Genomic DNA, 13431 nt, shown 5'->3' with positions numbered 1-13431 from the left:
CAACAAGAAAAAGTTTAAGTTAACAGCATTACTTTAATTCCCCCTTTTTCTCAACCTTTATTAATATCACATGACCGACTCTCGTTTTTTTGCAACCTGTCCTAAAGCAATGGAAGATATCCTTGCAACTGAATTAAAACAATTAGGCGTGCAACAGGTAAAAACCGCTATGGCCGGTGTATATTTTGAAGGCTCCCTAGAAAATGCCTACCGAGTTTGCCTATGGTCACGTATTGCCAATCGAGTATTACTCGTTTTAAGTTCTTTCACAGTGACTAGCCAAGAAGATTTATACGATGGTATCTATAAAGTAAACTGGTTTGATCATATGAAGCCAGACGATAGCTTTGCCGTTTCATTTAATGCCAAAGCATCTAAAGTAATTAACAACACACACTTTGGTGCCCTCAAAGTAAAAGATGCCGTGGTTGATCAGATGCGGAAAAAATTTAATAAACGTCCTGAAATTAATCTTACGCAACCCAATATCCGCATTAATGTCTATTTACAACAAGAACAGGCAACACTGAGTTTGGATTTATCTGGTGAGAGTTTACATCGGCGTGGCTATCGTGATATTAGCATTGCCGCACCCATCAAAGAAAACCTTGCTGCTGCCATACTTTATCGTAGCAAATGGCCTGAAATAGCTCGCCAAGGCGGTAGTTTAATCGACCCCATGTGTGGCTCGGGCACTTTATTATTAGAAGCCACCATGATGGCCGCCGATTATGCACCCGGCTTACAGCACAAACACTTTGGCTTTACCAGCTGGAAAAAATATGATGCTGCGCTATGGCAATCATTATTAGATGAGGCTGAACAACGTAAATCAATTGGCTTACAGAACTTGCCGACTATTGTCGGTTTTGACCAAAGTAGGCAAGCCATCAATGCCGCTTTATTACATATAGAAAATGCTGGCTTACAAAATAACATACATGTTGAACGCCGGGATATAAACAATGCGACCGCTGCAGAAAGCTGGCAGCCAGGTATAGTGATATGTAACCCGCCTTACGGTGAGCGTTTAGGTAATACTGAAGAAACGGCACTCTTATATCGTTGCTTTGGGGATGTGCTTAAGACGCAATTTAAACACTGGCAAGCCGCTATGATTATCAGTGATCCTGAATTAGGTTTTCGTTTGGGTATACGCTCACAAAAACCGATTACATTTTTTAATGGTGCTTTAGAGTGTAAACTCTTGCGCTTTGCTATAGAAGAGGAAAACTTTTTCACGCCTAAAGCAAAAACTCAGCAAGAACGCATCGAACAAGTTATTGAACATCCACCAGAAATAGACAGCGAAGCAACAGAAAGCGCGCAAATGTTTGCCAACCGGCTAAAGAAAAATATCAAAAAAATGGCTAAATGGCTAAAACGTGAAGACATACACTGCTACCGTATTTACGATGCTGATTTACCTGAATATGCCCTTGCGATTGATGTGTATCAAGGTGAAAAAACGTGGATCAATGTCCAAGAATATCAAGCACCTAAAACGATCTCAGAAGAAAAAGCAAATTCACGCCTAGCCGCGGCAATGAATGAAATCCCCAAAGTCTTTAATATTCCTAAGGAACAAGTATATTTAAAAATACGCAGCAAACAAAAAGGTATAGAACAATACGAAAAACAAGCGCATTCAGAAGAATTTGAAATTATTGAAGAACACGGCGCACGTTTTTATGTGAATTTTGAAGATTACTTAGACACGGGGATATTTTTAGATCATCGTCCTATTCGTCTACATATCCAGCAGCAAGCCAAAGGCAAACATATTTTAAACTTATTTGCCTACACCGGCACTGCTTCAGTACATGCTGCCATTGGCGGGGCAAGCTCAACTACGAGCGTAGATATGTCTAAAACCTATTTAGACTGGGCACAGCGCAATATGGATCTCAATCAAGTTAAAAGTGATAATTATTTTATTCGTGCCGATTGCAAAGAATGGCTAGAAGAACAAACAACAAAGCCTAAACGTGATCAAGCCTATGACTTAATTTTTCTTGATCCACCCACCTTTTCCAACTCTAAACGCATGGAAACCACCCTTTCCATACAAGAAGATCATGTTGCATTAATTAAACAGGCGGTGCAATTATTAAATGACGGCGGTGTGCTTTATTTTTCGACCAATTTCCGCCGCTTTAAACTGGATACCGAAGCGTTAGCAAACTTCACTATAGAAGATATTAGTGCAGATACCATTCCGGAAGACTTTTCCAGAACACCTAAAATTCATTATTGCTGGGAAATTACCCGTTAAACGATGCAACATTTTAAAATCATAGTGAAAGGCAGAGTACAAGGCGTTGGCTTTAGAGCCTTCACTCTAAAATCAGCGAAAAAATATGGTATTTATGGCACGGTAAAAAATCATGCCAACGGTAATGTAGAAATCATTGCCTCAGGTACTATGCAGGCAATGGAAAATTTTATTCGTGACTGCCGTAAAGGATCGTTATTCGCCAAAGTAACCGAGTTAAACACTATAGAACTTCCTAGCTCAGCAGCATTATTGCCTGATTTTAGAATTAGTGACCAATATCACTCAAGAAAAGCCAGTTCATGCCGATTACATAGGCATGAAAACTAATGGAGTAACGATAATGAACACAACATTTATAAAACGGCTTTTTGTATTGATTCTACTCAGTATCGGTATTATTGCTTGCGCCCCTCGAAGAGTAGCCAAAATTGAAGTTCCTCCCATTAAAATATTAACGGCAATGGGTCATGGCACGTCCGATATGTTCAGAGATTACTCACCAGCGCAACGGCGCCTAATGAGTATGCGTGCTTCAAAAATGGATGCTTATCGTAATCTTGCCGAACAAATTTACGGCGTAAGAATTAATGGGCATACCACCGTATCAGCAATGGTAGTAAAAAATGACAGCTATAGTACTTATATTGATGCCTTTCTAAAAGGTGCACGGGTTATAAGCATTACAGCAATCGATGCTGATACTTATGAAACGGTAGTTGAAATCACGCTAACACCAAAATTCTTTACCTGCTTAAGTGGTACAGCAGCCCTCCATAGTCAATGCCTTACTGGCGCTCATTCGGGTCATAGGCATTACAGTGAAAATGTTACCCCAAAGATCAATATAGCTAGTCTTTCAAGTTACGACTGTAACTCTATCGGCTGCTATAAATACCCCGATATATCAGGCTTTTACAATAAAGAAAATTAAACAGGAATGGACACAATGAACTATATACTTAAAGCAACTCTTCTCACTTTTCTGATCATATCGCTTAGTGCCTGCGAAACAGGTTTTTTTGTACGCGACAGTCACTCACACTATTATGGTGGTGATTATAACCAGCCTATCAGTTGGGGTTATACTGTTGGCGATCCCCTATTAAATACTGGTTATTCCGGTAACTTTTACCCTTATAACTTACCTTATGGACAACAAGTTATACGTGAAGGAGGAAGTGCTACTGTTACGCCTTAGGAGCGGGGCTTAATAATACCCGAAAGTATGACGCTGGGTTTTGGCTTCACGGGTGTGCTGGGGAAACGGGCGCATAGCTAGCTATGCAACTGTTTTCCTAGCGCGATTGTGGAGTCAAAAAACAAGTCAGACTCGGGTATTATTGAATTCTCGCTCCTTAAGCACGTACTCACTTTAATTCAACGAGATGCGGTTATTTAGCCAGCCATTCTAAAGATCAGACTAACTAACCGCACCTTATCTACTCAAGTTTTCTCATACTCAGGAAGATAAAAATTAATAATCGGCTTATTGAAAAAATACAGAATATAAATATCAGTTGGTTATGAATTTATTTTGAATGATTATATTTTTCTATCTCCCTCAGTCCTAAATACATACACTATGCAAAGCGCTAAATATCTACTACTTATTTTTTGCTTACTATTACAGGCCTGTAGCCCCCTTAAAATACCTATAAGCCAGTCTATTGAACAAATAACTACTGTTGAGGGCCAAGCAGCTATACAAGACGGCGCTCAACTGCTTGCCCGAAAAATGGCCATCCGAGATGCTATTCGCCAAGCCTCTTTACAAAATAACAGCCAAATCAATAGCCGTACGCTGATTAACCGAAACAGCATAGCACTTGATACCTTTACCCTAAGAACCACAACATTAATTAATAATACAAAAGTAATAGATGAATGGATAGAAAATGAAATTTATCATGTGCGGGCTATTGTACGATTAACGACAGGCAGTATGTGTACCCCCCAATATCGTAAGCGCCTTGCAGCAACAGCATTTCCAATGGTACAACACAGCCACACCAGCATGGCTGAGAGCAATGATTTAAGTAACGGAATTCCAAGAGAAATCAGTAATATGCTCACTCAATCCGGTGCTTATCTAGGACGCAATAAAACCCATACCTCTTTATACGCTCAACCTGATCTAGCTCCAGAAATTACCGGAACTCAGCCCTATGATATATCTGACGACATGACTCTAGCGCAACGCAGTCGGGTTCAATTTGTACTATCAGGTGTTATCAGAGACTTAGAATCTTCATCTAGGCAGTATTATCGTGGCACAGGTATCAGCTCTTGGATAAAATCTCTTAATCACTATTTTTTTACGACACGTAGCATTACTATTGATATCTATATACATGATGGTTACAGCGGCGCATTACTTTTTCAGCACCGCTACAAAGACCAAGCATCAGGTGATATAAGAATCCCTAAAGATGTTATGGTCGGCAGCGAAGCATTTAATAATACTGATACAGGGAATAAAATCACTAAAATAATTAACCAATCAGTTAAAGACATACAAGAGTCCTTAAATTGCTATCCTTTTTATACCCGTATTTTGAAAATAGAAGACAACAAAATTTTTATTGATGCAGGCGCTCAAGAACGCCTGAACGAAGGAGACCAACTGGTTGTTTACAGTAGTTTAGGAACAATAAATCAATTCGGTGGCACACAACAAATTTTAGGCTTTGATAAAAAGCCAACAGGTGTTTTAACCATTAAAGAAATAACGCCTTTATTTGCCATAGGCGAGCTAGAAGCGCCACCACATATGCTAGGTATAAAGGTAGGAGACTGGGTTAAATCTTGGTGATTAAACACAAAATATCAAACCGTATAAAATGAAGCCCCAACTTTTAAGGCTATAGTGACTTGTAAGTGTGTTTTAACGCAACCCAGCAACCTTAAACAGAACAAAAAATACAAATGCTAAGCTTCAGCTACCAATTCTTGCACATCATCAATAAAGGTGTAATCCGTTTTCAAGCAGTGGTCCAGCCATTTTTCCAAAAAGTAATTTAAGCGCCATTTATAATCCATAATATCTTTACTACGTCTGATATCAGTAATTGCACTAGCTACCTCTACACGCTTATAATCCCGCAACACTTCCGCAATGCAAACATCAAAATACACGCGAATTTTAACAGCAGGCTCCAATAATAAAGTTGAGTCCTCAGTAAAAAAATGGCTAAGCTGTATTGTTTTCGTGTAGGGAGTCTGCTCAAGAATCTGCACATGCAACATTGGCTTGCCCTGCGAAAATCCCTGAGCGGAACCAGACAAATACCTAAGATCAGGTATAAGTCGAATTATTTTTTTATAATTTCCTTCGCAAACAGTTTGCAAACAAAATGATTTATTGAGCGGGGAAACTTTAGACATAACGCAAATTAAACCGCCCTAATTCCTTTTATTTCCGTTGCCACTTCATATACTCCAGGCTCTACATCCTTACAACGAATAACCTCCACATAAGCTTTCATAGGTGGTGTCAATGAATTCTCAGGTGAGATCGTCACTTCTAGAGCGGCACCCGCCTTAAGCGCTTGATCAGTTGTAAATAAAACACCTGAGCCACTTAGATTTAAACAGGTTCCAACAAACGACTGATCCGAATCAGGAAACTTATAAGTCATTTCACAAGATACATCCATACGAATAAATGCTCTAGATTCTGAGTGATCCAACATTAGTTACTCCAAAATATAAATCAAAATTAAATACAATTATTCTTAACTTAGTTTCTTACAGACAAGAATAACGTAAAATATACCACTAAGCTAAGAAGTATATCCTAAAAGGAGGCTACATTTTTAGCTGAATAACTAAAAATAACAAGTAAATTTAGCTAAATAAAAAACCAACGACATTTAGAGAGTTCATACTACGACAAATCACTGTATATTTCATATAAATACTAAAAAACGAGACTCAATTCACAATGCAGAAATCAACTATACTCACTGGCATTACCACGACAGGAACACCACACTTAGGCAATTACGTCGGAGCAATTCGTCCAGCGATTCAAGCAAGTAAAGACCCACATGCAAATCCTTTTTATTTTTTAGCAGATTATCATGCATTAATTAAATGCCAAGAACCTGAAAAAGTACGCCAATCTAGCCTAGAAATTGCTGCAACTTGGCTTGCTCTAGGTCTAGATACAAAAAATGCAACATTCTATCGTCAGTCAGATGTCCCTGAAATCATGGAGCTTAGCTGGATGCTAACCTGCGTTGCCTCTAAAGGTCTCATGAACCGCGCGCATGCTTATAAAGCAGTTGTCGCTGAAAATGAAGCGACAGCGAATACTGACCCTGACAAAGGCATTAATATGGGACTCTTTAGTTATCCAATCCTAATGGCCGCTGACATATTAATTTTTAATGCCAATAAAGTCCCTGTTGGCAAAGATCAAATTCAACATATCGAAATGGCACGCGATATAGCCGCTCGTTTCAATCATATTTATGGCGAGCACTTCGCTCTTCCTGAAGCCATTGTCGATGAAAACGCATCTACTTTAGCCGGCCTAGATGGGCGTAAAATGAGCAAAAGCTACGACAACACGATTCCTTTATTTTCGCCTGAAAAGAAACTCAAAAAACTAATTAACAAAATCAAGACCAATTCCCTAGAGCCAGGCGAGCCTAAAGACCCAACTGATTGCACGTTATTCAGCACCTACAAAGCTTTTGCCAGTGAACATGAAGTTGCTAATATTCGTCAGCGTTACGCAGAAGGAATTGCCTGGGGAGAGATGAAAAAGGTTTTGTTTGAAAAAATAAACGACCATATAGCACCTGCTAGAGACCGCTATGAAGCTTTAATACTAGAACCTGCACACATCGAACAGCAACTTCAAGAAGGTGCAGAAAAAGCACGCGCAATCAGCGCTCCTTTCTTATTAGAATTACGCAAAGCAGTTGGCATTCAAAAAATGATTTAGAATAGATTATTAATAACTGGTGTTACGCACTGATTATTATGAATCAATAACTTATAATTTTCGTGAGACGCTACAGCTCTCATTCTATTTGAGGCCTGCGTAACATCAGTTAATAATACAGGTAGGCAGGTAAAAATTTCCCACTAAAGTGTGAACTTCATACAGTTTCAGCCTAAAAACACCCAATTTTACTTGGCCATTACAATATGAGAACTAGTTCATTTTTTATACACCGGCTTAGGTGTATTCTATAATTAACAGAAAAATAAAATTAACCATTAGTTAATACTATTTGAATGAGGATAGTGACATGACTGCAGCAGCGATAGATTTAGACGTACTCAACGAATTATTTGATAACCAAAAAAAGCTTGATGATGTTTTTGGCTCACTTTTTGATGACGACTCTTTTCTTAATGTCTCGTCATATGATGAGGTCACCCCAAGAAGCAGTGAGCAAAAGAGCAACCAATCAACCTACACGACAGATAATAATACTATGGATGAGTTTATCCCAGAAAGCAGGAGTATTCTCTCGTTAGCTACGCCCGTAATAATAGAGATTGCAATTATATATTACGGGATAATGTATTTTTACTAAATTGTTCGATTAAAACTAAAAAAACTGCATTGAAAGCATTTAACTGCTTTCAACGCAGTTTATAATCTAGCACAGCAAGCCTTAAATATAAAAATACAACGTCTCATTACCTACAGGAATCAGAAGTTGGGTATGCTAACGGTGTTTTTCAAGACAGTTTTTACCTCAATTTTTGTATTCATTACTAACTCCTAAGTATGTCGTTAGTAATATTTATTCGGTTTTCATTAACTATCTACTAATTACAATAATTTAGCTTTAAATTCAACTAAAGGACTGTCACTTCAAGCCTCAATTTTATGTTTAGTTTGTAAGCGTCGATTCTTCCCACCTCGGCAACCTCCGCCACTTACTTTAAGAGCTTAATTTTTTCAATCAGGTTTCAGGGTAAAAATTGATCCAGTACCTCTAGTTCATAATGCCTCCCCCAGCCTGAGTAATTCAGTAAGTAGATATTTTAGATAATCAAAAGACTCCAGATTATTGGCCACGGCTGTTTGCACAAGGCTGTAAAGTAGTGCGCTGGCATTTGCATCCCGTGGAGTTTGGCTAAAGAGCCAGTTTTTACGTCCAATAACAAAGGGTTTGATATGGCGCTCGGCCGCATTATTATCAATTTGTAGATTGCCGTCTTCAATATAACGAGTCAGGCTCTCCCACTGGTTAAGTGGTATAGCGAATGGCTTTGCCTATTGCGCTGTCTTTTGTGGTTTTGGTCAGATTGTCATTGCACAACGGCTTTAAAGCACCCAATAAAGGTTTACTTTTTTCCTGGCGCAATAAATAACGCTGCTCTAGCATCAGGCCTTTGATTTGTTTTTCCAGTGCATACAGGTGGGAAAACTGACGTAATGTAGTTTGAGCCAGACTCCTTTTATTCTTGCGGCTCTCTTTAGGGGGTGCTTTTAGCGCTTCATCGAATTTACGACGCGCATGCGCCATGCACCCAACGAGGATGCAATCACCTGATAGCTCGGCTCGCATAGCCATCTACCTGCAAGTAACCTGAAAAGCCCTGCAAGAAGTTTTCTACATGTGTGCCAGATCGCATTTCCTGATACTTAACGACTAATTCGAGGGGTATCTGGGGCAGCAACTTTAACAGTTGATTTTCTATCTATTATCATTCTTCCTGTAACGCAATATGCCTATTTCTTAATTTTAGGCTTTTTCTAAATTTACGTTTATTGTTTGGAAAATAATGACTTTAATTGAGGCGGTAGAATATACCGTCATGATTTTAGATGATGTATGCAGGTGTTCTGATACAAATGTACATATACTAAAGTATATAACTTTTGTATTAAATTTTTCCGAACCCTTATGAGCTATTTATTTATAAGGATTATGGCGGAGAGGCAGTCCGCCTAACTCATAACCGAGTAAGTCCGAAAACGTCCGTAAATTATTGTTATAAAAAAGGGACTTATAAAATTACTGTTTTACTACGTCCGTCAAAATCCGCTATAATCCATGTCACAAACATGGGCTGAAACATGGGCTGAGAAACATGGGCTGAGAAACATGGGCTAGAGGATGGGCTGGAATGGGTAAAAACGTAAATAAATTATCGGCGCGTAAAGTAGCCTCGATAAATAAAGCAGGATTATATGGCGATGGTATGGGCTTATGGTTAAAAGTCACCAAGAGCGGAACAAAGAGCTGGATATTTAGATACACCCAAAACAAGAAAACCGTTGACCTTGGTTTGGGTTCAATTATCACTGTTAGCTTGCCAGAAGCACGAGAAAAAGCCCTTGAGTATCGTCAAGCACTACAATCAGGGCTTAACCCTAAACGCATTAAGCAGCAAGCCGAGCTAAAACAGAAGCAAGAAAATAACGGTTTAATTAGTTTTGAGCAATGCGCACATCAATACATTGCTATCCACAAAGACGGTTGGAAGAATGCAAAGCACGCGCAGCAATGGACAAACACCTTAAAAACCTACGCTTTCCCTATTATTGGTGGGCTACCCGTCAAGGATATAGACACCGCTTTAATTATGCAGGTGCTAAGCCCGATATGGACAAGTAAAAACGAAACAGCGGGGCGTATAAGGGGCAGAATTGAAAATATATTAGCATGGGCGGCTGTTCATGGTTACAGGTCGGCTGACAATCCCGCCCAATGGAGAGGTCACCTTGAAAACTTGTTAGCTAAGCCTAGCAAAATAAAAACGGTAAAACATCATACAGCCTTACCCTATTCAGATATGTATGAATTTATTAAGGCGTTACGCGCCCATCATTCAACATCTGCTAAAGCACTGGAATTTTTAATTCTTACAGCGACCCGAACCAGTGAGATTACAGGCGCACAATGGGAAGAAATTGACCTTAATCAAAAGGTGTGGACTATCCCCGTTGAACGTATGAAAGCAGGCAATGAACACCGAATTCCTTTATCCAGCCGAGCTGTAACAATCATCAATGAAATGGTAAGCATAAGACAATCTGATTTTGTTTTTGCGGGTGGGCGTATTGGTAAAGGGTTAAGTAATTCAGCAATGGATAAGCTATTACAAGTTACGTTAGGTTATGACTGTACGGTACATGGTTTTAGGTCAACTTTTAGGGACTGGTCAGCAGAATGTACCAACTACCCGCGCGACTTATGCGAAATGGCACTAGCCCACACAATTAAGAATAAAGCTGAGGCCGCTTATAGGCGCGGTGATATGATTGAAAAAAGGCATAAGCTTGCAGAAGACTGGTTAAAGTTTATGGAAGCTCCTACCCCATCGGGCAATGTCATATCCATAAGAAAAACGGTGGGATAGCACTAACAAAAGATGAGGTTAAAAGGCATATATTAAAATGATTATGCCTGCTCAACCTTTAGCTTTAACCCTAACGCACCAAGTACCTTATTGATAGTTTCTAGTGTTGGGTTGCCATTATCCGAAAAAGCTTTATAAAGATTTTGCCTGCTAACATGCGCTTTTTTCGCTATTTCAGTCATACCTTGAGCCTTGGCAACATCCCCTAATGCAATACGTAATAAATCTTGGTCGTTTTCCTCAATAGCGGCATTAATATACTCAAGCACCATTTCAGGCGTGTCTAAGTATTCCTCTATATCAAAATTTGTTATTTCTGTACTCATTGCCCTAACCTCACAGTGTCTAAAATGGACTTGGCTTTTTTAATATCTTTTTCTTGTGATGACTTATCACCACCAGTCAGTAGTATGACGACTTGTTTATTTTTCACCGTGTAGTAAATGCGATAACCACTACCAAAGAAAAAGCGCATTTCAAACAATCCAGCCCCCAGTGATTTATGGTCACCAAAGTTACCTTGTGATACCTGCCTAACCCTTAATAGAACCCTCGCTTTCGTTTTTGCATCCTTAAGTCCTGCAAGCCAGTTATCAAAGTGAATAGTCTTTTTTATCTCATAAATCATGCTTATATTGTCGCACATAAGAGACAATACAGCCACATTTGTATTATAATCAACCATCACCCTAGGCTTAGCGGCTGAAAGAGCGGACTCGTTCCCCGCTTTGGGTGATACCTTTCAAGAACGAATGCACCTTGAACGGAGTGTTTATGACCGATGGTTTAAAAGAAATACTCCCCATTTACTCGCAATACAATATTCTGCTAAAGGCATACAAAGACAGTGGCTTGTTCATATATTTGACGGAAGCATTTTTATATTGCCGAAAAAACGACTACGAAATACCAGAGGAGCTACTGGCAGTCCTTGAAGAGCATTTCTTAATGTTTTCTGAAGCCAAAACAAAACAGGATGGGCTTGCGGCTCTTGGTTTTAATAGCAACGAAAAAGGCGGGGCATGGCAGGGTAAAGCAGCCCTGAGTAAATGGGAGCAAAGCCAAATTGTGAGCTTGTGTGATGACTTTATACTGCAAAATATTGGCAGCAAAACAGAGATTTTTAAGCATGTTGCAAAAATATGCAACACAACTTACGGGCATGTAAAAAACCTATATTATGCGGACAAAAAGAGGTTGTAACCGCTAGTCCCAAGTTTCCGTAACACTATCTAAAATTAGTAAGATTGCCCCATCTAAACCAACAACAGCCCAAACGGGTTAAGGAGTTTTTAAGATGGGTGCTTCAATCCTAAGATTGCCACAAGTAAAATCAAAAACAGGTCTTGGCAGGTCAACAATTTACAACTTGATTGCCGAGGGCAATTTTCCAAAGCAAATTAAAATATCCGCCCGTTCGAGTGGGTGGTTAGAGTCAGAAGTTCAGGAGTGGATAAATTCCCGCGTAGCAGAGCGCGATAGCGAGGTGGGATAATCATGAAAAATCAATCGCAAGTTGATGCTGTTTTAGAGTGGTTAAATGAGTATGGCTCAATCGAACCTATGCAAGCTTTAAGTGAACTAGGGTGTTATCGCTTAAGCGATGTTATTTATAGACTAAAAAAAATGGGCTATAAAATCACAACAACTATGGTTACCAGGCAAGGTAAATTTAGGACTGTTAGGTTTGGTAAATACACCCTTAAAAGCAATAAATAACCATGTCTACGGCTCAAGAAACCAATCTAATCTTGTGCGAATGTGTCGGCACTAGCCAGTCTGAAAAACAAATAACGCCTAATGGTAAATCAAAACCAGTTTTAGCCTGTAGTTTTGTACTAAGACTGGTTGAGATTGCTACCGGTGAAGAAGTCACTACTTACCTGCCATACGTCAAGTCACTAAAAGGCAATTCCACCGTAAAACCGAATGGTAAGTTTGCAAAATTGTACCGACTTACTATTGGAGACAATCCGCGCAAACGATACAGCGATGCAAAATCACTAGCTGGTCACTTTCTAGGCTATAAGTTTTTAGTTAGTTATTCAATAGAAAGCACCGCTACAAATGAAAAGTACCGAAAGTCTATAATCATTAAGCCTCTTAGTCCAATTATTGCGGATGGTTGGTCAATTACGGGCAAATTACAACCTAAATTTAAGCCAAAAACCAGACCCAAAACACCTGCTAAACCCTTGGAAAAGTCTTGGAATAATCTTGGATTACCCTTGGAAAAGTCTTGGAATAAGCTTGGAAAAGTCTTGGAAAAGTCTTGGATTGAAAACCCCCATGAGCCCAATAAATACTTGGTGTCCAAGCATGTTTCAACTACGCCTAAAAGCCATCCAGCAGGTAAGCAGGTACGCCTACAAGCAGGTACATTACCCGGTTATAAATATAATACGACAATTTCTAAGAATAGTTATGGTGCATTGCTTTATGAATATCACCAACGACCAGATGAATTAGACGATGATTATTTGAACCGAGTAATTGATGAAAGTTTTTAATGCTCAAGAATGAAACCTTAAAATAAAAATAGTTGATTAGTATTGTAGAATTATATTCACAGTCTTATACTGTAGATATATTTTCACAACTAAGGAATAATTATGGCGTATGACGGTACTACAAAACTCAGCATCGCAATAGCTGATTTAATCGGATGCAGTCCTAAAAGCAATAATAAGGAATGAGCACAAATTAATTTAGGCAAGTTCAATTTAAGAATTATAATGATGCAACTCATAAACTTTATTTAAAATCGACCCAAGATAAAACCTTACTCAAAAGAAATTGAAGCGCAGATGCGAGAA

19 protein-coding genes are annotated in these 13431 nt (G+C 39.0%); 12 read left to right on the top strand and 7 right to left on the bottom strand.

All coding sequences use genetic code 11. The annotated features are described in order from the left end of the window. Nucleotides 1-70 precede the first annotated feature (70 nt). From rlmKL to BQ7314_RS08025, 5 genes are all read left to right on the top strand, one after another. Nucleotides 71-2275 carry a bifunctional 23S rRNA (guanine(2069)-N(7))-methyltransferase RlmK/23S rRNA (guanine(2445)-N(2))-methyltransferase RlmL gene (rlmKL, locus tag BQ7314_RS08045; RefSeq protein WP_174483186.1) on the top strand — a complete coding sequence of 735 codons (2205 nt, stop codon included), beginning with the start codon at nucleotides 71-73 and terminating at the stop codon, nucleotides 2273-2275. A 3-nt stretch (nucleotides 2276-2278) separates the two neighbouring features. Then, nucleotides 2279-2605, top strand: a complete 327-nt coding sequence (locus BQ7314_RS08040) for an acylphosphatase (RefSeq protein WP_174483185.1) — start codon at nucleotides 2279-2281, stop codon at nucleotides 2603-2605. A 13-nt stretch (nucleotides 2606-2618) separates the two neighbouring features. Further along, a complete protein-coding gene (locus tag BQ7314_RS08035) occupies nucleotides 2619-3209 on the top strand; it encodes an LPP20 family lipoprotein (RefSeq protein ID WP_174483184.1) in 591 nt (196 codons plus the stop codon). Between the two features lie 15 nt (nucleotides 3210-3224). Then, complete coding sequence (locus BQ7314_RS08030) at nucleotides 3225-3476, top strand: hypothetical protein (protein ID WP_174483183.1); 252 nt, start codon at nucleotides 3225-3227, stop codon at nucleotides 3474-3476. Between the two features lie 384 nt (nucleotides 3477-3860). Beyond that, on the top strand, nucleotides 3861-5090 hold the full coding sequence (locus tag BQ7314_RS08025; RefSeq protein WP_174483182.1) for a flagellar assembly protein T N-terminal domain-containing protein: 1230 nt from the start codon (nucleotides 3861-3863) through the stop codon (nucleotides 5088-5090). A 116-nt stretch (nucleotides 5091-5206) separates the two neighbouring features. Here BQ7314_RS08025 and BQ7314_RS08020 read toward each other — a convergent pair whose 3' ends face one another. Both BQ7314_RS08020 and BQ7314_RS08015 read right to left on the bottom strand, forming a co-directional pair. After that, the gene (locus BQ7314_RS08020) at nucleotides 5207-5662 is read right to left on the bottom strand and encodes a DUF1249 domain-containing protein (protein ID WP_174483181.1); all 456 of its coding nucleotides are present in this window, start codon (nucleotides 5660-5662) and stop codon (nucleotides 5207-5209) included. A gap of 8 nt (nucleotides 5663-5670) precedes the next feature. Next, entirely contained in the window at nucleotides 5671-5970 is a 300-nt protein-coding gene (locus BQ7314_RS08015) for a PilZ domain-containing protein (RefSeq protein WP_174483180.1), read from the bottom strand. A 251-nt stretch (nucleotides 5971-6221) separates the two neighbouring features. On the opposite strand from BQ7314_RS08015, the gene BQ7314_RS08010 reads away from it, so the two are divergent. Both BQ7314_RS08010 and BQ7314_RS08005 read left to right on the top strand, forming a co-directional pair. Further along, nucleotides 6222-7232 carry a tryptophan--tRNA ligase gene (locus tag BQ7314_RS08010; RefSeq protein WP_174483179.1) on the top strand — a complete coding sequence of 337 codons (1011 nt, stop codon included), beginning with the start codon at nucleotides 6222-6224 and terminating at the stop codon, nucleotides 7230-7232. A gap of 310 nt (nucleotides 7233-7542) precedes the next feature. Then, entirely contained in the window at nucleotides 7543-7833 is a 291-nt protein-coding gene (locus tag BQ7314_RS08005) for a hypothetical protein (protein WP_174483178.1), read from the top strand. A 413-nt stretch (nucleotides 7834-8246) separates the two neighbouring features. Here BQ7314_RS08005 and BQ7314_RS16075 read toward each other — a convergent pair whose 3' ends face one another. The 3 genes from BQ7314_RS16075 to BQ7314_RS16070 are packed head-to-tail and all read right to left on the bottom strand — an operon-like array spanning nucleotide 8247 to nucleotide 8884. Continuing rightward, nucleotides 8247-8450, bottom strand: a complete 204-nt coding sequence (locus BQ7314_RS16075; protein ID WP_425356636.1) for an IS66 family transposase — start codon at nucleotides 8448-8450, stop codon at nucleotides 8247-8249. 46 nt (nucleotides 8451-8496) lie between these two features. Continuing rightward, nucleotides 8497-8817, bottom strand: coding sequence for an IS66 family transposase (locus tag BQ7314_RS07995; RefSeq protein WP_174483177.1), 321 nt, complete (start codon nucleotides 8815-8817; stop codon nucleotides 8497-8499). Next, nucleotides 8795-8884, bottom strand: coding sequence for an IS66 family transposase (locus BQ7314_RS16070; protein ID WP_174483176.1), 90 nt, complete (start codon nucleotides 8882-8884; stop codon nucleotides 8795-8797). Before BQ7314_RS16070 ends, BQ7314_RS07995 begins: the two co-directional genes overlap by 23 nt. Nucleotides 8885-9379: 495 nt before the next feature. Here BQ7314_RS16070 and BQ7314_RS07985 point away from each other — a divergent pair, with 495 nt between their 5' ends. Further along, nucleotides 9380-10615: a tyrosine-type recombinase/integrase gene (locus BQ7314_RS07985; protein ID WP_174483175.1), complete on the top strand. Its 1236-nt coding sequence runs from the start codon at nucleotides 9380-9382 to the stop codon at nucleotides 10613-10615. A gap of 41 nt (nucleotides 10616-10656) precedes the next feature. On the opposite strand, the gene BQ7314_RS07980 is transcribed toward BQ7314_RS07985, so the two are convergent. Continuing rightward, a complete protein-coding gene (locus BQ7314_RS07980) occupies nucleotides 10657-10941 on the bottom strand; it encodes an addiction module antidote protein (protein WP_174483174.1) in 285 nt (94 codons plus the stop codon). Continuing rightward, complete coding sequence (locus BQ7314_RS07975) at nucleotides 10938-11300, bottom strand: type II toxin-antitoxin system RelE/ParE family toxin (protein ID WP_245394948.1); 363 nt, start codon at nucleotides 11298-11300, stop codon at nucleotides 10938-10940. The genes BQ7314_RS07980 and BQ7314_RS07975 overlap by 4 nt, the downstream gene beginning before the upstream one ends. An 89-nt stretch (nucleotides 11301-11389) precedes the next feature. Here BQ7314_RS07975 and BQ7314_RS07970 point away from each other — a divergent pair, with 89 nt between their 5' ends. The 4 genes from BQ7314_RS07970 to BQ7314_RS07955 all read left to right on the top strand — a co-directional run bounded on the left by BQ7314_RS07970 (nucleotide 11390) and on the right by BQ7314_RS07955 (nucleotide 13125). After that, nucleotides 11390-11818, top strand: a complete 429-nt coding sequence (locus tag BQ7314_RS07970) for a hypothetical protein (protein WP_174483173.1) — start codon at nucleotides 11390-11392, stop codon at nucleotides 11816-11818. A 94-nt stretch (nucleotides 11819-11912) separates the two neighbouring features. Beyond that, nucleotides 11913-12110, top strand: coding sequence for a helix-turn-helix transcriptional regulator (locus tag BQ7314_RS07965; RefSeq protein WP_174483172.1), 198 nt, complete (start codon nucleotides 11913-11915; stop codon nucleotides 12108-12110). A 2-nt stretch (nucleotides 12111-12112) separates the two neighbouring features. Next, the gene (locus tag BQ7314_RS07960) at nucleotides 12113-12334 is read left to right on the top strand and encodes a helix-turn-helix domain-containing protein (RefSeq protein WP_174483171.1); all 222 of its coding nucleotides are present in this window, start codon (nucleotides 12113-12115) and stop codon (nucleotides 12332-12334) included. 2 nt (nucleotides 12335-12336) lie between these two features. Continuing rightward, entirely contained in the window at nucleotides 12337-13125 is a 789-nt protein-coding gene (locus BQ7314_RS07955) for a hypothetical protein (protein WP_174483170.1), read from the top strand. Nucleotides 13126-13431: the final 306 nt, after the last annotated feature.

The organism is methanotrophic endosymbiont of Bathymodiolus puteoserpentis (Logatchev) (genome assembly GCF_900128525.1).
In the GTDB taxonomy this organism is placed as follows: domain Bacteria; phylum Pseudomonadota; class Gammaproteobacteria; order Methylococcales; family Methylomonadaceae; genus Methyloprofundus.
Note: the sequence above shows the minus strand (reverse complement) of the source record. Positions and strands in the feature narration are given on the sequence as shown.